The following is a 16,946-nucleotide window of genomic DNA, read 5'->3' as shown; positions in this document are numbered from 1 at the left end:
GGGCGTCGGTTCGATCAGGCGACCTGAACCGGAATGGCATTGCTGGTGTGGCTCAGTTCATTGCCCGGCGCCATGTAGAGCATGCGTGGCTTGAAGTTGAGCAGCTCGGCTTCGCTGTAATGCGCGTAAGCGCAGATGATCACCCGATCACCGACCTTGGCCTTGTGCGCGGCAGCGCCGTTGACCGAAATCATGCGCGAGCCTTCTTCGCCACGAATCGCGTAGGTGGTGAAGCGTTCGCCGTTGTCGACGTTATAAATCTGGATCTGTTCGTATTCACGTATGCCGGACAAGTCCAGCCATTCGCCGTCGATGGCGCAAGAACCTTCGTAATCGAGTACTGCGTGAGTGACTTCGGCGCGATGCAGCTTGGCTTTGAGCATGATGGCGTGCATGAGTGTTTTCCCAGGTCGGAATCGAACGGCGGGCAGTTTGCCCGAAGGCTTTGGGGGCGGCAATACAAGGCGCGAGGGAGCAGCCCTCTGTAGGAGCCGGCTTGCTGGCGATGGCATCACCTCGGTCCGGCAGATGCACCGCGGTGAGGCCATCGCCAGCAAGCCGGCTCCTACAGGGGATTTGTGTTCAGGCGGAAGCGTCGAGGTTCAGGTGCAGGTTGTCGATCAACCGCGTAGTGCCCAGGAACGCCGCCACCAGAATCACCAGGTCCCGATCCTCCGGGGTCGCCGGGCGCAAGGTTTGCGCGTGACGAATCTCCAGGTAATCGGTGCGCAAACCCGCCGCTTCGAGCTGCTTGATCTGTGCGTCGATCAACCCCGGGAAATCCCGTTCACCCTGTTTGATCGCCTCGGCCATCTGGCTCAGGACGCGATACACCACTGGTGCCACGGCCCGTTGCTCTTCGCTGAGGAAACCGTTGCGCGACGACAGCGCCAGGCCATCGGCCGCACGCACGGTCGGTTCGCCAATGATCTGGACCGGCATGTTCAGGTCATGGACCAGGGATTTGATCACCGCCAGTTGCTGGAAGTCTTTCTGGCCGAAGATCGCCAGGTCAGGCTGGACCATGTTGAACAGCTTGCTGACCACCGTCGCCACCCCTTCGAAATGCCCGGGACGGCTGGCGCCGCACAGGCCTTCGGAGAGTTGCGGGACGCTGACGCGGGTCTGGCCGGCCATGCCGTCGGGGTACATTTCTTCGACGGTTGGGGCGAACAGCAAGTGGCAACCGGCCTCGAGCAGTTTCTCCTGGTCAGCGGCCAGGGTGCGCGGGTATTTGTCAAGATCTTCGCCGGCGCCGAATTGCAGCGGGTTGACGAAAATGCTCGCGACCACGAAATCCACCCGTTGGGTCGCTTTGGTAATCAGCGCGACATGACCGCTGTGCAGGTTGCCCATGGTCGGCACGAAGCCGATGCGCTTGCCTTCGCTGCGGGCACGGGCCACGGCGGCCCGCAGCTCGCGTACGGTTTTTACGGTGTTCATGCAGAGAATCCGTGTTCGATCCCAGGGAAAGTTGCTGCTTTGACTTCAGTGACGTAGGCGCTCAGTGCAGCGTGAATGCTGGTCTGGCCGTTCATGAAGTTCTTTACGAATTTTGGCACGCGGCCGGTAATGGACAGGCCCAGCATGTCGTGCAGAACCAGGACCTGGCCATCAGTGCCACTGCCGGCGCCGATGCCGATCACCGGAATGCCCACTGCCTGGGTGATTTCCTGAGCCAGTTCGCTTGGTACGCACTCGAGCAGCAACATGGATGCACCGGCCTGCTCCAGGGCGATGGCGTCGGCACGCATCTGTCGTGCCTGGTTCTCGCTGCGGCCCTGGACTTTGTAACCGCCCAGAATGTTCACCGATTGCGGCGTCAGCCCCATGTGCGCGCACACCGGGACGCCACGTTCGGCCAGCAGGCGGATCGAGTCGGCGAGCCACAATGCCCCTTCAACCTTGACCATGTGCGCACCGGCCTGCATCAACAGGGCGCTGTTGGCCATGGCTTGTTCGGTGGTGGCGTAGGCCATGAAGGGCAGGTCGGCGAGGATCAGCGCATCGGCATTGCCGCGTTTGACGGCTGCGACGTGGTAAGCCATTTCCGCGGTGGTCACCGGCAAGGTGCTGTCGTGACCCTGCAAAACCATGCCGAGGGAGTCGCCCACCAGCAGCACTTCGACGCCAGCCTGATTGCAGGCATGGGCGAAGGTCGCGTCATAGCAGGTCAGCATGGTGATCTTTTCACCTTTTTGCTTGAGACCTTGCAGAGTGGTCAGGGTGATGGCTGGCATGAAAAGTTCCTCATTCAGGCGCTTGGAAACTACTGCGAGTAACGCGCGTGATTCTTCGTTAAATACAGGCGCACGCTCTGGTGTCGTGCTTTTAAGGCCTGGATTGCGCCCTTCAACGCCGTGTTGGCGGCAGCGGGACGCCTATAGTCGTGAGGAGAACTCGGGAAGTCAATTGCATGTGTTACCGCATTGTTACGCGGTCGGTGTTACCGGGGTAACTGATGCGTTTCAGCATGCCGCAGATCTTGCACGCAACACAAAATCCCTGTGGGAGCGAGCCTGCTCGCGATAGCGGCGGATCAGCCAGCATCAATGCTGAATGACACACCGCTATCGCGAGCAGGCTCGCTCCTACAGGGGTTTTGGGTCAATTTTGAGGGAGGCGTTCCAGGCCGACGAACGGGCAGGCGGCGAGTAATTCCGTCAGGCTGCGGCCATCAGGTAGACGCAGATCCGCAGGCGCCAGTTCGGCCAGTGGATACAGCACGAAGGCCCGTTCCTGCAGATGGTAGTGAGGCACCTTGAGGCGCGGTTCGTCGATCAGCCGATCGCCAAGCAGCACGATGTCGAGGTCCAGCGTGCGTGGGCCCCAACGCTCAAGACGCTCGCGGCCTTGTTCGTTCTCGATGGCTTGCAGCGCATCGAGCAGGTCCAGCGGCGCGAGCGTGCTGTCGAGTGCGGCAATGGCGTTGGTGTAACGCGGTTGGCCCGGCAGGAGTGAGTCGCTTTGATAAAACCGGGACACCCCGACCAGTTCGGTCTGCGGCAACTGCGCCAGCGCCTCGACGGCGCTGCGCAATTGTTCGGCGGGGTCAGCCAGATTGCTGCCCATGCCGATGTAGATGCGTTCCATGGATTACTCGCCCGTGGCACTCGGTGCGCCAGCCGCGCGTTTGCGCTTGGCGCCACCGCTGCGGCGACGTTTGCGTGGAGCGCCGGTGCCTTCATCCTTGCCGCTGAGATCGCGGATCATGTCGCGACGTTCACTGTCGTTGGCGTCCTGATAGTCGGTCCACCATTCGCCCAGGCCATCGGTCTGCTCGCCAGCGCTTTCACGCAGCAGCAGGAAGTCGTAACCGGCGCGGAACCGCGGGTTGTCCAGCAACAGGTCGGCACGTTTGCCGCTGCGCCGTGGCAGACGCTCCTGCATGTCCCAGATCTCGCGAATCGGCATGGTGAAGCGTTTTGGAATCGCGATCCGCTGGCACTGCTCGGCAATCAGTTCGTGAGCCGCTTCCTGCATCGCCGGAATCGGCGGCATGCCACGTTCTTGCAGACGCAGCACGCGGGCCGGCAGGGCAGGCCACAGCAGGGCTGCAAACAGGAACGCCGGGGTCACCGGTTTGTTCTGTTTGATCCGCAGGTCGGTGTTGATCAGCGCTTCGCTGATCAAGGTGTGGGTGTACGTCGGGTTGTATTCCAGCGCCTCGGCACTGGCCGGGAACAGCGGGTCGAACAGCTGCAAGTCGACCAGCATCTCGAAGGTGTCCGCGGCATGGCCGGATAGGAACAGCTTGAGCACTTCTTCGAACAGACGGGCTGACGGAATCTCGCGCAGCATCGGCGCCAGATCGCGGATCGGCTGGGCGCTGTGCTTTTCGATGCCGAAATTCAGTTTGGCGGCGAAGCGCACGGCCCGCAGCATCCGCACCGGGTCTTCCTGGTAGCGTTGCTTCGGATCGCCGATCAGGCGGATCAGGTGATTGCGGATGTCGTGTACGCCGCTGGCGTAGTCGAGGATGCGTTCACTGACCGGATCGTAATACAGGGCGTTGATGGTGAAGTCGCGGCGTTGCGCGTCTTCTTCCAGCGTGCCGTAGACGTTATCGCGCAGGATGCGTCCGCTCTCGTTACGGGAAGACTGGTTGCTGTCTTCTTCCTCGTCATTTTGCGGATGATTGGCGCGGAAGGTCGCGACTTCGATGATTTCGCGGCCAAAGTGGATATGCACCAGTTTGAAGCGGCGACCGATGATCCGCGCGTTGCGGAATTCGGCGCGAACCTGTTCAGGTGTGGCGCTGGTGGCGACGTCGAAATCTTTCGGCGTGATGCCCAGGAGCATGTCACGCACACAGCCGCCAACCAGGTAAGCCTGGTAACCGGCGCTCTGCAGGCGTTCGACGATGTTCACCGCATAACGGCTGAATTGGGCCTTTTGCAGCGAATGTTGGCCGCTGTTGAGCACTTCAGGCGTACTGCGAATGTGTTGCGTATGACGCTTGGGAGAACGGAATGACTGGAACAACTTCTTCAGCATGGGATGCACTGTTTGAAGGAATGTTCGGCCATAACGAAGAATGACCGCATGATGGGCGGGGATTCTAGCATTTAGTCAGGGGATGGTGTAGGAAGCTGCGCAAGCGCTTGAAGGGCGTGTCTGGTATACGCAATCTGTAGCAGCTGCCGAGCCTGTGAGGCTGCGTTCGGCTGCGAAGCAGTCGTAAATCCAGGGATTGCGGTATGTCAGAAAAAACCAGATGCCTGTGATGGCGGCTGCTGCGCAACCGAACGCAGCCTCGCGCTGCTCGGCAGCTGCTACAAAGCCAAACGCCAGAAACTACAAGGGGAGCCGAAGCTCCCCAAGAAAGTAGTTGCATGCTCTATTTTTATTTTTGATTCGGGCTTTTTGTTTTTGTTAAGTGCCCTCGTCATGAAGTTTTTCCTTCATGACCCTCCCAATCGGGAGCCAAGAGCAAACGGATTGCTTTGGTCGCTGTGTTGCAGTGATCTTTCGATCCAACCAGTTCAGGCACTGTCTTAGGACAGTTTTTTATTATTCTCGGCCTGGTCGTGGGGCAAGCCCCAAATACAACGCCTCTCCAAAAGAATCAGTTAGCTGCGCCTCTCGCCGTCTTGTTTTTATTGTGCGTGAGTCGATTCGTCTTATTTTTATTGTCTTGTGCATTGCTTGTTATTGTTCTTGTACTGAACATATAGCAGGGTGCGTGCCAACTTTTGCGAGGGCCAGTAAAACAAGGGGTTAGGCTGGTAGGTGGGGTTTTTCGAGGCCAAAAAAAACCGGGGTTTCGTTACCGTAAGCCCCGGCTTCTGTTACGTGAAATAGGTGAGGTAACAGTTTTTTCACAAAGTCACGTGTTACCCACACATCAGACAGGCGCGGTTCAGCTCTCGCTGGCTACACCGGTCTTGCGCCGCGGAATACCCAGGCGCTGACGACGTTCCCACAGGCATTTGCGACTCACCCCCAGCTTGCGGGCCAGTTCGGTTTCCGTCATGTGGTCCTGATGCTCAAGCACGAAGTGCTGGAAGTAGTCTTCCAGTGACAGGTCTTCGGTCGGCTCATGATTGTTGTTGCTGGTACTGTTGCCCTGTTGCGGGGGCAGGCCGATGAAGTCGTCGTCTTCCAGATCGCTCAGTTCGATGTCGATCCCCAGCAGCTCGGCGGAAATCTCCGGGCTCTCGCACAGGATGACGGCGCGTTCTACCGCGTTTTCCAGTTCACGCACATTACCCGGCCAGGAGTAATGACGAATCGCCTGTTCGGCATCCGCGGCGAACTTCAGGTCGGTGCGGTTGACCCGCGCGCTCTGTCGCGCCAGGAAGGCATTGGCGATTTCGTTGACGTCGGCACCGCGCTCACGCAGGGCTGGCAGTTTCAGGGCGATCACGTGCAGGCGGTAATACAAGTCTTCACGGAACTGGCCGATCTTCGCCAGGCTCTTGAGGTCCCGGTGAGTCGCGGCGATCAGGCGCACATCGACTTTCTGTGACTGGACCGACCCGACCCGGCGAATTTCGCCTTCCTGCAACACGCGCAGCAAGCGGGCCTGGGCTTCCAGCGGCAGTTCGCCGATTTCGTCGAGGAACAAAGTGCCGCCATCCGCCGCTTCCACCAGACCGGCACGCCCGGCGCTGGCGCCGGTGAACGCGCCTTTTTCGTGGCCGAACAGTTCGGACTCGATCAGGCTTTCCGGAATGGCTGCGCAGTTCACCGAAATCATCGGCGCCTTGGCGCGTTTGGACAAGTTGTGCAGGGCGCGGGCCACCAGTTCTTTACCGGTACCGGATTCACCCTGGATCAGGACATTGGAATCGGTCGGCGCGACTTTGCGGATCTTGCTGTACAGGTCCTGCATCGGTGGGCACGAGCCGATGATGCCGATTTCGCCGTTGCTGTTATCGACACCCGGTTTCGCCGCGCCATTGCCGGCTTTGCCGGTGACCGGTTCGCCGCTGGCTGGCAGAGATTGGCGGTCACGGAGGATACGGGCGACGGCCTGGAGCATTTCGTCGTGATCGAAAGGCTTGGCGATGTAGTCCACCGCGCCCATCTTCATAGAGTCAACGGCTGAACGCAGGCTGGCGTAGCTGGTCATGATCAGCACCGGAGTGCCCTGGCCGAGTTTGATCAACTCGGTGCCCGGAGCGCCCGGCAGACGCAAGTCGCTGACGATCAGGTCGAACGTGGGAATAGTGAAGCGTTCTTGTGCTTCCTGCACTGAACCGGCTTCGCTGACCTGGTACTGGTTACGTTCCAGCAGGCGGCGCAAGGCGGAGCGGATAATTGTTTCGTCTTCGACGATCAAAATGTGCGGCATTGATTCGATACTCTCGACGGTCTCAGTTCACAGCGGACGTCGCTTCGACATGACGCGGCAAGGTCACCCGGATACGGGTGCCGCGTTGGCTTTGTACATCAGCCGGGCTGTCGATGGTGATTTGTCCATAATGCTCTTCAACGATGGAATAGACCAGTGCAAGGCCCAGACCGGTGCCTTCGCCAGGATCCTTGGTGGTGAAGAAAGGTTCGAACAATCTATCCATGATGTTCTTCGGAATACCGCTGCCTTCGTCTTCCACGATCAAGTCGACCGTGTGTTCGCCGGCTTCGCTTTTGACCCGCACCGCACTGCCGGGAGGCGAGGCGTCACGGGCATTTGAGAGCAAGTTGATCAACACCTGGGCGAGGCGCTGCGGATCGCCTTCGACCCAGTGATCGGGGTCGCACAGATTATAGAACTGCACTTCGAAATTGCGTCGGTTCAGGGCCAGCAAACCGATGGCATCTTGAGCCACTTCGGCCAGACAGACGGGCTCGTCGCTGTGCTGATGGCTGCCGGCGTGAGCGAAACTCATCAGCGACTGAACAATGCGTGACACGCGTTTGGTCTGCTCCAGGATCTGCCCACTGATTTCCTTCAGCTCGCCATCGTCTTCACGCTCTTCGCGCAGATTCTGCGCCAGGCAAGCAATGCCGGTGATCGGGTTGCCGATTTCATGGGCGACGCCGGCGGCGAGTCGCCCGATGCTGGCCAGGCGCTCGGAGTGCACCAGTTTGTCTTCGAGCATCTGGGTTTCGGTCAGGTCTTCCACCAGCAACACCAATCCACTGTTACCCGGCGCGAGCGGTTCATCGATCGCCGCTTTGTGCAGATTCAGCCAGCGGGTCTGGCCATCAAGGGCCAGGTGCTGCTTGTGCAAATGCTCGTCCGGGAGATTGATGAAGCCTTGCAGCAGTTCTTTCCACGGATCGGCGATGGTGCTCAGGCGCGAGCCGACCACCCGTTGCGCGGCAATCCCGGTCAGCTCCTCCATGGCTTTGTTCCACATGAGGATTTCCTGATCCTTGGCCAGCGAGCAAACGCCCATCGGCAATTCCTGCAAGGTCTGGCGGTGATAGCGGCGCAGGGCATCGAGTTCGGCAGCAAGGCCGGTGAGGCGCGAGTGGTAGTCCTCTAGGCGGCTTTCGATGAAGTGGATGTCTTCGGTGACGTAGTTTTCGCCGCCGGCCTTGTACGGCAGGAAGGTCTCGACCATGTCCTGAGCCACGCTTGGCCCCATAAGGCCGGAGAGGTTGGCTTCTATGCGGTCACGCAAGCGGCGCAAGGCATAAGGGCGGCGCTCGTCGAACGGCAGATAGAGATCGCGCAAGGCTTGCTCGACTTCCTTCTGCGCGGCCTTGGCGCCCAAGGGTTTAGCCAGTTGCGTGGCGAATTCCTGGGGCGAGGCGGCATGCAATTCACGGCGTTGCGGGCGACGTACGTTGTCCACGGCGCAGGCTTCGGCAGCGCTGGCCTCCTCGGGGCTGGCGTTGGTGAACAGCGAGATCAGGGTGAACATCAGCACGTTGGCGGCCAGCGATGCGATCGCGGCCATGTGCCAACTGGTGTCGTCCAGAACGTAGATCATGTTCAGCAGTGGAATGTAGAAGCCCTGCAGATTGCCGACCAGCGGCAACAGCATGGTCACCAGCCAAACCAGAATCCCCGCCAGCAAACCCGCGATGAAGCCGCGACGGTTGGCGGTCGGCCAATACAGGACCGACAGGACGCCCGGAAGAAATTGCAGGGTGGCAACGAACGCGACGATGCCGAGGTTGGCCAGATCCTGTTCGGCGCCCAGGAGCAGGTAGAAGCCGTAACCGGCCATGATGATCGCGACGATCAGCGCCCGGCGGGTCCACTTCAGCCAGCGATAGATGTTGCCTTCGGCCGGTGGTTGATAGAGCGGCAGCACCAAATGGTTCAGCGCCATCCCGGACAACGCCAGGGTGGTGACGATGATCAGGCCGCTGGCTGCCGACAAGCCGCCAATATAGGCCAATAGCGCCAGGGCTTTACTGTTGGCGGCGATTCCGATGCCCAGCGTGAAGTATTCCGGATTAGTCGTGGCGCCAAGTTTCAGACCGGCCCAGAGAATCAGCGGCACCGCCAGGCTCATCAGCAGCAGGAACAATGGCAAGCCCCAGCTCGCACTGACCAGCGAGCGCGGGTTGAGGTTCTCGGTAAAAGTCATGTGGTACATGTGCGGCATCACGATCGCCGAGGCAAAGAACACCAGCAGCAGCGTCCGCCACGGACCTTCCTGCAGCGGCGTGTGCAAAGCGGCGAGGGCGGTCTGGTTTTGCAGCAGCCACAGTTCCAGCTGTTGCGGGCCGTCGAACACGCCATAAAGGGCATAGAGGCCGACCCCGCCGATGGCGATCAGCTTGATCACCGACTCGAAGGCAATCGCGAACACCAGGCCTTCATGTTTCTCGCGGGTAGCGATGTGGCGAGAACCAAAGAAAATCGTGAACAGCGTAATCAGGGCGCAGAAGCTCAGGGCTACGCGATGTTGCACTGGCTCGCGGGTCAGGATGCCGATGGAGTCGGCCACCGCCTGAATCTGCAACGCCAGCAACGGCAGCACGCCGATCAGCATAAAAATGGTGGTCAGCGCCCCGGCCCACGTACTGCGGAAACGGAAGGCAAACAGGTCGGCAAGGGACGACAGTTGATACGTGCGGGTAATTTTCAGGATCGGGTACAGCAACACCGGCGCCAGCAAAAATGCCCCAGAGACCCCGAGGTAACTGGACAGAAACCCGTAGCCGTACTGATAGGCCAGGCCCACCGTGCCGTAAAACGCCCAGGCACTGGCATACACGCCCAGCGACAGGGTGTACGTCAGCGGGTGGCGAATGATCGCCCGGGGGATCATGCCCCGTTCGCTGATCCAGGCGACGCCGAACAGCACCGCCAGGTACGCGGCGCTGATCAGGATCATCTGGGTCAGGCTAAAGCTCATCGGCATCTTTTTGGCTCTGCAGGATGAAGGTCACGACGATCAGAATCAGCCAGAGCAGATAAGGGCGATACCAGGCGCCAGTGGCGTCGATCCACCAATCCATGATGGCCGGGGAGAACAGATAAATCCCCACTACCAGGAGCAGGACCAAGCGATAGATGTACATCCCGGCCTCTCTTTTTTATGCGCGTGCCCGAAAACGTGCGGCGATGGTAACGGATGGGCGCGCCACTGCAAGTGTGATCACTGTAGTTGCGCTTCGGGCAGGGTCAGTGTGCGAGGGATTAATAACGCATCCCAGTGGGCAATTCCCCAATCCAGCACTTCCCGCGGTGTCGCATAGGCCAGTTCCTTGCCCGGGTTTTGCCCCAGTGCACGCAACGCACGCAGTAACAAAGGCGTGGCCTGGTCTTCGGTCAGCGGCGGCGAGCGGTAGGATTTTCCGAGCTTGTTACCATCGGGCTGGGTAATCAGCGGGATGTGCAGGTAGCGCGGTTGCCGCAGGCCAAGCAGTTCTTGCAGGTAGAGCTGGCGCGGCGTGGAGTCCAGCAGATCAGCGCCACGCACGATATCGGTGATGCCTTGCCAGGCATCGTCCAGCACCACCGCCAGTTGATAGGCATAGAGCCCGTCGCGGCGGCGGATCACGAAATCGCCGACGTCCCGGCCCAGATGCTGGCGGAACTCGCCTTGCACGCGGTCGATGAAGTGGTAGTCCAGCTCGGGCACACGCAGTCGAATCGCAGCGTCCTCAGTGCCATGGCCGGCATTTCGGCACAGGCCCGGGTAAATGCCGTGGTACGGCTCCAATTGTTTGCGCGAGCAGGTGCAGGCGTAAGCGAGGCCTTGATTGAACAGGCGATTGAGAACTTCGGCGTACGCCTCGTGGCGGTCGCTCTGACGGACCATTTCACCGTCCCACTCGAAACCGTAGCTTTCCAGGGCTTTCAAGATAGCTGCCTGAGCGCCAGGTTCTTCCCGTGGCGGATCGAGATCCTCCATGCGCATCAACCAGCGGCCGCCCACGGCACGGGCGTCGAGGTACGAGGCCAGCGCTGCGACCAGCGAGCCGAAATGCAAGTGGCCACTGGGCGTGGGGGCGAAGCGTCCGATGTAGGTGGGGGAGGCGATGGCGGTCATGGGGGCGATGTTACTTGTCTGGGCTTACGCGAGTCACCCTGTGGGAGCGGGCTTGCTCGCGAATGCGGGCTGTCAAACAACATCAATGTTGAATGTCAGACCGCATTCGCGAGCAGGCCCGCTCCCACAGGTTTTCTATCGAGGCAAATATCAGAAACAAAAACGGAGCGTTCGCACGCTCCGTTTTTCGTTCAAGGCGACATTACTTGCCGACTTGCTTTTCCTTGATTTCCGCCAATGTCTTGCAGTCAACGCACATGTCGGCGGTAGGGCGGGCTTCCAGTCGCTTGACGCCGATCTCGACGCCGCAGGACTCGCACCAGCCATATTCTTCGTCTTCGATCAGCTGCAGCGTTTTGTCGATCTTTTTGATCAACTTACGCTCGCGGTCGCGGGCACGCAGTTCAAGGCTGAACTCTTCTTCCTGGCTGGCACGGTCTGCCGGGTCAGGGAAGTTGGCCGCTTCGTCTTTCATGTGATCAACCGTACGGTCGACTTCCTGCATCAAGTCCTGTTTCCACTTATTCAGGATCTTGGTGAAGTGAGCGCGCATGGGCTTGCCCATGTACTCCTCTCCCTTTACAGCCTGGTAGGGTTCGAAGCCGCTGATCGACGTATTTTGCTGCTTTGCTTGGGTGGGCATGAAATGGACCGCCTCTACTCTTGTAATCCATTGCGCAGGATTGCTCCATCACCGACACCTGCCGGCCCTGCGGCTGCAAGCGGGCGAACTTACCAGATCAAATCGGACCGCGCTACTCCCGGATGTCGAGGTAGTGGCCCAAGGTGCTTGCAAATGATTGCAAAGCCTTGTCTGGCGGCGTTGGAGGCCTGATCAATTATTGATTTTAGTCAAACCTGGGGTACACGCTTGAGTCGTTTGTGGCCAGGGATATAACGGCTCTGACCGCTTTAGGTTCTCGCTCGTTCCGGCGCTTGGGTAGAATCGATTCTTTTCTCCGTTGTAAGGAAGGCTAATGGCTCAGTCCTACAGTGCCCGCAGTCGCGCGATCGAACCTTTCCATGTCATGGCGCTGCTGGCGCGGGCCAATGAATTGCAGGCCGCGGGTCACGATGTGATCCACCTGGAAATCGGCGAGCCGGACTTCACCACCGCCGAGCCGATCATCCAGGCCGGCCAGGCGGCACTGACGGCGGGGAAGACCCGTTATACCGCTGCGCGCGGCATCCCTGAGTTACGCGAAGCGATCTCGAATTTCTATCAACAGCGTTACAGTTTGAACATCGATCCGCAGCGAATCCTCATCACGCCCGGCGGTTCCGGCGCGCTATTGCTGGCCAGCGCCTTGCTCGTCGACCCGGGCAAACACTGGCTGCTGGCGGACCCGGGTTACCCGTGCAATCGGCATTTCCTGCGGTTGGTCGAAGGCGCCGCGCAACTGGTGCCGGTCGGCCCGGACGTGCGTTATCAGTTGACGCCGGATCTGGTCGCGCGCCATTGGGATCAAGACAGCGTCGGCGCTTTAGTGGCCTCGCCAGCCAACCCGACCGGGACGATTCTGACCCGCGACGAACTGGCGGGCTTGTCGGCTGCGATCAAGGAGCGCCACGGTCATCTGGTGGTGGACGAGATCTACCATGGCCTGACTTACGGCACCGATGCCGCCAGTGTGCTGGAAGTCGATGACAGCGCCTTCGTCCTGAATAGTTTTTCCAAGTATTTCGGAATGACCGGATGGCGGTTGGGATGGCTGGTCGCGCCAGAAGCAGCAGTCGGTGAACTGGAAAAACTCGCGCAAAACCTCTACATCAGCGCCCCGAGCATGGCCCAGCACGCCGCACTGGCTTGCTTCGAACCGGCCACGATCAGCATTCTGGAAGAGCGTCGTGCCGAATTCGGTCGTCGTCGGGATTTCCTGTTGCCGGCCCTTAGAGCGCTGGGTTTCGGCATTGCCGTCGAGCCGGAAGGCGCGTTCTACTTGTATGCTGATATCAGCAAGTTCGGCGGCGATGCCTTCGCGTTCTGCCGACATTTCCTCGAAACCGAGCACGTAGCAATTACTCCGGGCCTGGACTTCGGGCGGTATCAAGCCGGGCATCACGTGCGTTTTGCGTACACCCAAAGCCTGCCGCGCCTGGAAGAAGCGGTCGAGCGGATCGCTCGTGGATTACGGAGCTGGCAAGGCTGATGCGTTTCCATCCTCCCCTCGAAGAAGGTCGCCTGATCCGCCGCTACAAGCGTTTTCTCGCCGATATTGAAACCGTTACCGGCGAATTGCTGACCATTCATTGCCCGAACACCGGCTCGATGCTCAATTGTCAGGTAGAAGGCGGGCAAGTCTGGTTCAGCCGCTCCAATGACCCGAAACGCAAATTGCCCGGCACCTGGGAAATCGGTGAAACCCCACAGGGCCGGCTGTTTTGCGTGAACACCGGGCGCGCCAACGGGTTGATCGAAGAGGCGTTGCGGGCGGGCGTGATTACCGAACTGAACGGCTTTACCGAGTTGAAACGCGAAGTGGCCTACGGGCAGGAAAGCAGCCGCATCGATTTCCGTCTCGATTACCCGAGCGGGCCGGCGTATGTGGAAGTCAAAAGCGTGACCCTGGGTTTCGACGGTTCACCGGTGGCGGCGTTTCCCGACGCGGTGACGCAACGGGGTGCCAAGCATTTGCGGGAGCTGGCTCATCTGGCTCGGGACGGAATTCGTGCGGTGCAGTTGTATTGCGTCAACCTCACAGGGATCGACGCCGTGCGTCCGGCAGAAGAAATCGATTCGGCCTACGCGGCGGCCTTGCGTGAGGCGGTGGCGTGCGGAGTCGAGGTGCTGGCCTATGGCGTGCGATTGACTCACGAAGAGATGCTGGTCGATCGACGTCTGGATGTGCTGCTGAACGGCTAAAGGCTGATCCAGATCCCTTGTTCGTCTTCGCGGCTGGCAACGGTGGTCAGGGATTGCCCGGCGCATGGGCCGGCGACGCACTCACCGTCTTCGATCAGGAACAGTGCTCCGTGGGTGGCGCACTGGATCAGGCTGTTGCTGGGGTCGAGAAACTGGTCAGGCTTCCATTCCAGCCCGACACCCCGGTGCGGGCAGCGATTGATGTAGACATAAACTTGGCCACCCCGGCGCACGGCGAACAGTTTCTGACTGTCGACGTCGAATCCGCGACTGCTGTTGTCAGCCAATTCGGCACCTGTGCAAAGCAACTTCATGTCTATCCTCAATGCCGGCGGCTCGTGACGGGATGTGTCCGAGCTTGACGTTCAAATGCAAACAATTATCAAATGGCCGCTTCGCCCGTCGGGTGCAGGTGCCGGATGCCGAGGATACTTGGCCTGTCATCTCGATGCCTGGGAAAAATTAAAAGGAAGCTGTTTATGCGCCTGAGTACCCGCGTTGTTGCGCTGTGTGTCGGACTCCTCGTCAGCCACCACGCCGCAGCAGCCGAGTTGCCACAGCGTTGGGTCAGTGCCGGCGGCGCCCTGTCCGAGTGGGTGAGCGCGTTGGGCGGCGAATCGAAACTGGTCGGTGTCGATACCACCAGTCAGCATCCGGAGTCGTTGAAGGCGCTGCCGAGCATCGGTTATCAGCGGCAACTGTCGGCGGAGGGCATCTTGAGCTTACGCCCGCAGATTCTGGTCGGCACCGAAGAAATGGGACCGCCGCCGGTGTTGTCGCAGATTCGTACCGCGGGCGTGCAAGTCGAGTTGTTTTCGGCCCAGCCAGATCTGCCGACGTTGCAGGGCAACCTGGTGCACCTGGGCAAGTTGCTCGGTGCAGAAGACCAGGCTGCGCAATTGATCCAGTCTTATCAGCAGCAACTCGAGCAGCAGAAGGTCCGGGTCACTCGCGCGCAGTTGAAGGAAAAATCGCCGGGGGTGCTGTTGCTGTTAGGGCATGCGGGCGGCAAACCGCTCATCGCCGGCAAGGACACCGCCGCCGATTGGTTAATCCAACAGGCGGGTGGGCACAATCTGGCAGCGCATACCGGTTACAAACCCTTTTCTGTTGAGTCGCTGGTCAGTCTGGACCCTGACGTGCTGGTGTTCGCTGACCGAGCACTGACTGGCGATGCCGCGCGTACGGCGTTATTCAAGGAAAACCCGATTCTGTCCTCGACCCGCGCGGCCAAGGATGGACGCGTCATGGAACTCGATCCGACGTTACTTGTGGGCGGGCTCGGTCCACGGTTGCCCGATGCACTGAAAAAGCTCTCTGACGGTTTTTTTCCCGGTAAAACCGCCCAATGACCATTCTGGTTAAACCCCGCTCGTTGTTCATTGGTTTGAGCCTGCTTTGTTTAGTGGCGATCTGGTTGTCGTTGGCGCTGGGACCGGTGAGCCTGCCCTTATTCGATACCCTGCGTGCGGCATTGCGCATGATCGGCTTGCCCATTGCGCCCGATGGGCTGGAGCAGGCCGAACTCATCCTCGGGCAAATCCGCCTGCCTCGAACCCTGTTGGGCCTGGCGGTGGGGGGCGTGCTGGCGCTGTCCGGCGTGGCGATGCAGGGCTTGTTTCGTAACCCTCTGGCTGATCCGGGGTTGGTCGGCGTGTCCAGCGGTGCTGCATTGGGCGCCGCTATCGCGATTGTCGGCGGTTCGTTATTTGGCGGTCTGCCTGAATCGTTCGGACCTTATCTATTATCAGTGTGCGCATTTCTCGGAGGGTTGGGCGTTACAGCGCTGGTGTATCGGTTGGGTCGGCGTAACGGGCAGACCCATGTCGCGACCATGTTGCTGGCCGGCATCGCGTTGACTGCGCTGGCGGGTTCAGCGGTCGGGTTGTTCACCTATCTGGCCGACGACGCGACCTTGCGTACGCTGACGTTCTGGAACCTGGGCAGTCTCAACGGCGCAAGCTATTCGCGGCTCTGGCCGTTACTGCTGGTGAGTGCCGGTGTGGCGCTGTGGTTGCCGCGCCGGGCCAAGGCCTTGAATGCGTTGCTGCTGGGCGAGTCGGAAGCCGGTCACTTGGGCATCGACGTCGAAGGGCTCAAGCGCGAACTGGTGTTCTGTACTGCGCTGGGCGTTGGCGCGGCAGTGGCAGCAGCGGGAATGATCGGCTTTGTCGGTCTGGTGGTGCCGCATCTGGTGCGACTGCTGGCCGGTCCGGATCATCGGGTGTTGTTGCCGGCCTCGGTGCTGGCGGGTGCCAGTCTTCTGCTGTTTGCCGATCTGGTGGCGCGGCTTGCCCTGGCGCCGGCGGAGTTGCCGATCGGGATTGTCACGGCCTTCATCGGTGCGCCGTTCTTTCTGTATTTATTGCTCCGAGGGCGTGCCTGATGTTGCGAACCCAGAGCCTGCAAATCCGTCGAGGCACGAAGATCGTTCTGACGGACATCACACTTGAGCTCAAGCCGGGCGAAGTCCTTGGCGTCTTGGGCCCCAACGGTGCCGGCAAAAGCACCTTGCTGGGTGCCTTGTGCGGTGAGTTGAAGGCTGATTGCGGCGGCGTCTGGCTCGATGATCGCGAGTTAAGTCATTGGACTGGCGCGCAGCGAGCCCAGCGATTGGCGGTATTGCCGCAGGTATCGACCCTGGACTTCGCCTTTCGTGTCGAAGAAGTGGTCGGCATGGGGCGATTGCCTTATCAAAGCGGACGGGTCCGGGATGACGAGATCGTCGCCGCCGCCTTGCACGCTGCCGATGCGGGACACCTGAGTGGTCGCAGCTATCTGGCCCTGTCCGGCGGCGAACGTCAGCGGGTGCATCTGGCGCGGGTGCTGGCGCAGCTCTGGCCAGGCGAAGCGGGGCAGACGCTGTTGCTCGATGAACCGACCTCGATGCTCGATCCGCTGCACCAGCACACCACCCTGCAAGCGGTACGCGAATTCGCCGATCACGGCGCTGCAGTGCTGGTGATCCTGCATGATCTGAACCTGGCGGCACGCTATTGTGATCGCCTGTTGTTGCTCGAAGGTGGGCGGCCGGTGGCGCTTGATACGCCGGAGCAGGTCTTGCGTCCGGAGCCACTCAAAGCCGTGTTCGGGCTGGAAGTGCTGGTGCAGCAGCACCCGGAACGTGGGCATCCGCTGATCATCGCCCGCTGAGCATTTCATTGAGGTGAGAA

Annotated in this window: 16 protein-coding genes; 5 read left to right on the top strand and 11 right to left on the bottom strand. The window is 60.2% G+C overall.

From position 1 onward, the window contains the following. Positions 1 to 14: 14 nt before the first annotated feature. The 10 genes from panD to dksA all read right to left on the bottom strand — a co-directional run bounded on the left by panD (position 15) and on the right by dksA (position 11,553). Complete coding sequence (gene panD / locus ACA070_RS26305) at positions 15 to 395, bottom strand: aspartate 1-decarboxylase (protein ID WP_003228271.1); 381 nt, start codon at positions 393 to 395, stop codon at positions 15 to 17. A 187-nt stretch (positions 396 to 582) separates the two neighbouring features. Next, positions 583 to 1,443 (bottom strand): pantoate--beta-alanine ligase, encoded by an 861-nt coding sequence (gene panC, locus ACA070_RS26300; protein WP_497448922.1) that lies wholly within the window; start codon positions 1,441 to 1,443, stop codon positions 583 to 585. Beyond that, positions 1,440 to 2,240: a 3-methyl-2-oxobutanoate hydroxymethyltransferase gene (gene panB, locus ACA070_RS26295; protein ID WP_497448921.1), complete on the bottom strand. Its 801-nt coding sequence runs from the start codon at positions 2,238 to 2,240 to the stop codon at positions 1,440 to 1,442. The genes panC and panB overlap by 4 nt, the downstream gene beginning before the upstream one ends. Positions 2,241 to 2,607: 367 nt before the next feature. Beyond that, entirely contained in the window at positions 2,608 to 3,093 is a 486-nt protein-coding gene (gene folK / locus ACA070_RS26290; RefSeq protein ID WP_497448920.1) for a 2-amino-4-hydroxy-6-hydroxymethyldihydropteridine diphosphokinase, read from the bottom strand. Positions 3,094 to 3,096: 3 nt separating this feature from the next. Beyond that, positions 3,097 to 4,497 carry a polynucleotide adenylyltransferase PcnB gene (locus tag ACA070_RS26285; protein WP_497448919.1) on the bottom strand — a complete coding sequence of 467 codons (1,401 nt, stop codon included), beginning with the start codon at positions 4,495 to 4,497 and terminating at the stop codon, positions 3,097 to 3,099. Positions 4,498 to 5,362: 865 nt separating this feature from the next. Further along, on the bottom strand, positions 5,363 to 6,799 hold the full coding sequence (locus ACA070_RS26280; RefSeq protein ID WP_462025363.1) for a sigma-54-dependent transcriptional regulator: 1,437 nt from the start codon (positions 6,797 to 6,799) through the stop codon (positions 5,363 to 5,365). 22 nt (positions 6,800 to 6,821) lie between these two features. Next, positions 6,822 to 9,776 carry a sensor histidine kinase gene (locus ACA070_RS26275; RefSeq protein WP_162556248.1) on the bottom strand — a complete coding sequence of 985 codons (2,955 nt, stop codon included), beginning with the start codon at positions 9,774 to 9,776 and terminating at the stop codon, positions 6,822 to 6,824. After that, entirely contained in the window at positions 9,760 to 9,936 is a 177-nt protein-coding gene (locus ACA070_RS26270) for a hypothetical protein (protein WP_003176118.1), read from the bottom strand. The genes ACA070_RS26275 and ACA070_RS26270 overlap by 17 nt, the downstream gene beginning before the upstream one ends. A gap of 77 nt (positions 9,937 to 10,013) precedes the next feature. Further along, positions 10,014 to 10,910 carry a tRNA glutamyl-Q(34) synthetase GluQRS gene (gene gluQRS / locus ACA070_RS26265; RefSeq protein WP_497448918.1) on the bottom strand — a complete coding sequence of 299 codons (897 nt, stop codon included), beginning with the start codon at positions 10,908 to 10,910 and terminating at the stop codon, positions 10,014 to 10,016. 202 nt (positions 10,911 to 11,112) lie between these two features. Then, positions 11,113 to 11,553 (bottom strand): RNA polymerase-binding protein DksA, encoded by a 441-nt coding sequence (gene dksA / locus ACA070_RS26260; RefSeq protein WP_131061781.1) that lies wholly within the window; start codon positions 11,551 to 11,553, stop codon positions 11,113 to 11,115. A gap of 334 nt (positions 11,554 to 11,887) precedes the next feature. On the opposite strand from dksA, the gene ACA070_RS26255 reads away from it, so the two are divergent. Beyond that, positions 11,888 to 13,060 (top strand): pyridoxal phosphate-dependent aminotransferase, encoded by a 1,173-nt coding sequence (locus tag ACA070_RS26255; RefSeq protein ID WP_497448917.1) that lies wholly within the window; start codon positions 11,888 to 11,890, stop codon positions 13,058 to 13,060. Beyond that, entirely contained in the window at positions 13,060 to 13,773 is a 714-nt protein-coding gene (gene sfsA, locus ACA070_RS26250) for a DNA/RNA nuclease SfsA (protein ID WP_497448916.1), read from the top strand. Before ACA070_RS26255 ends, sfsA begins: the two co-directional genes overlap by 1 nt. On the opposite strand, the gene ACA070_RS26245 is transcribed toward sfsA, so the two are convergent. Beyond that, positions 13,770 to 14,087, bottom strand: coding sequence for a Rieske (2Fe-2S) protein (locus ACA070_RS26245; protein ID WP_497448915.1), 318 nt, complete (start codon positions 14,085 to 14,087; stop codon positions 13,770 to 13,772). The two genes, sfsA and ACA070_RS26245, sit on opposite strands and share 4 nt — an antisense overlap. A 165-nt stretch (positions 14,088 to 14,252) precedes the next feature. Between ACA070_RS26245 and ACA070_RS26240 the strand changes: the two genes are divergently transcribed. From ACA070_RS26240 to ACA070_RS26230, 3 genes are read left to right on the top strand one after another with little or no spacing between them, the layout of a single operon-like run. After that, entirely contained in the window at positions 14,253 to 15,125 is an 873-nt protein-coding gene (locus tag ACA070_RS26240; RefSeq protein WP_497448914.1) for a heme/hemin ABC transporter substrate-binding protein, read from the top strand. After that, positions 15,122 to 16,159 (top strand): FecCD family ABC transporter permease, encoded by a 1,038-nt coding sequence (locus ACA070_RS26235; RefSeq protein ID WP_497448913.1) that lies wholly within the window; start codon positions 15,122 to 15,124, stop codon positions 16,157 to 16,159. Before ACA070_RS26240 ends, ACA070_RS26235 begins: the two co-directional genes overlap by 4 nt. Beyond that, a complete protein-coding gene (locus ACA070_RS26230) occupies positions 16,159 to 16,926 on the top strand; it encodes a heme ABC transporter ATP-binding protein (protein WP_497448912.1) in 768 nt (255 codons plus the stop codon). Before ACA070_RS26235 ends, ACA070_RS26230 begins: the two co-directional genes overlap by 1 nt. The last annotated feature ends 20 nt before the right edge of the window (positions 16,927 to 16,946 follow it).

It is taken from the genome of Pseudomonas sp. LBUM1678, from assembly GCF_059695575.1.
This window is presented reverse-complemented; position numbering and strand designations above follow the sequence as displayed.

Coding starts and splice junctions, on each gene's coding strand:
- panD (WP_003228271.1), bottom strand. CDS start 395: ATGCACGCCATCATGCTCAAAGCCAAGCTGCATCGCGCCGAAGTCACT.
- panC (WP_497448922.1), bottom strand. CDS start 1,443: ATGAACACCGTAAAAACCGTACGCGAGCTGCGGGCCGCCGTGGCCCGT.
- panB (WP_497448921.1), bottom strand. CDS start 2,240: ATGCCAGCCATCACCCTGACCACTCTGCAAGGTCTCAAGCAAAAAGGT.
- folK (WP_497448920.1), bottom strand. CDS start 3,093: ATGGAACGCATCTACATCGGCATGGGCAGCAATCTGGCTGACCCCGCC.
- ACA070_RS26285 (WP_497448919.1), bottom strand. CDS start 4,497: ATGCTGAAGAAGTTGTTCCAGTCATTCCGTTCTCCCAAGCGTCATACG.
- ACA070_RS26280 (WP_462025363.1), bottom strand. CDS start 6,799: ATGCCGCACATTTTGATCGTCGAAGACGAAACAATTATCCGCTCCGCC.
- ACA070_RS26275 (WP_162556248.1), bottom strand. CDS start 9,776: ATGCCGATGAGCTTTAGCCTGACCCAGATGATCCTGATCAGCGCCGCG.
- ACA070_RS26270 (WP_003176118.1), bottom strand. CDS start 9,936: ATGTACATCTATCGCTTGGTCCTGCTCCTGGTAGTGGGGATTTATCTG.
- gluQRS (WP_497448918.1), bottom strand. CDS start 10,910: ATGACCGCCATCGCCTCCCCCACCTACATCGGACGCTTCGCCCCCACG.
- dksA (WP_131061781.1), bottom strand. CDS start 11,553: ATGCCCACCCAAGCAAAGCAGCAAAATACGTCGATCAGCGGCTTCGAA.
- ACA070_RS26255 (WP_497448917.1), top strand. CDS start 11,888: ATGGCTCAGTCCTACAGTGCCCGCAGTCGCGCGATCGAACCTTTCCAT.
- sfsA (WP_497448916.1), top strand. CDS start 13,060: ATGCGTTTCCATCCTCCCCTCGAAGAAGGTCGCCTGATCCGCCGCTAC.
- ACA070_RS26245 (WP_497448915.1), bottom strand. CDS start 14,087: ATGAAGTTGCTTTGCACAGGTGCCGAATTGGCTGACAACAGCAGTCGC.
- ACA070_RS26240 (WP_497448914.1), top strand. CDS start 14,253: ATGCGCCTGAGTACCCGCGTTGTTGCGCTGTGTGTCGGACTCCTCGTC.
- ACA070_RS26235 (WP_497448913.1), top strand. CDS start 15,122: ATGACCATTCTGGTTAAACCCCGCTCGTTGTTCATTGGTTTGAGCCTG.
- ACA070_RS26230 (WP_497448912.1), top strand. CDS start 16,159: ATGTTGCGAACCCAGAGCCTGCAAATCCGTCGAGGCACGAAGATCGTT.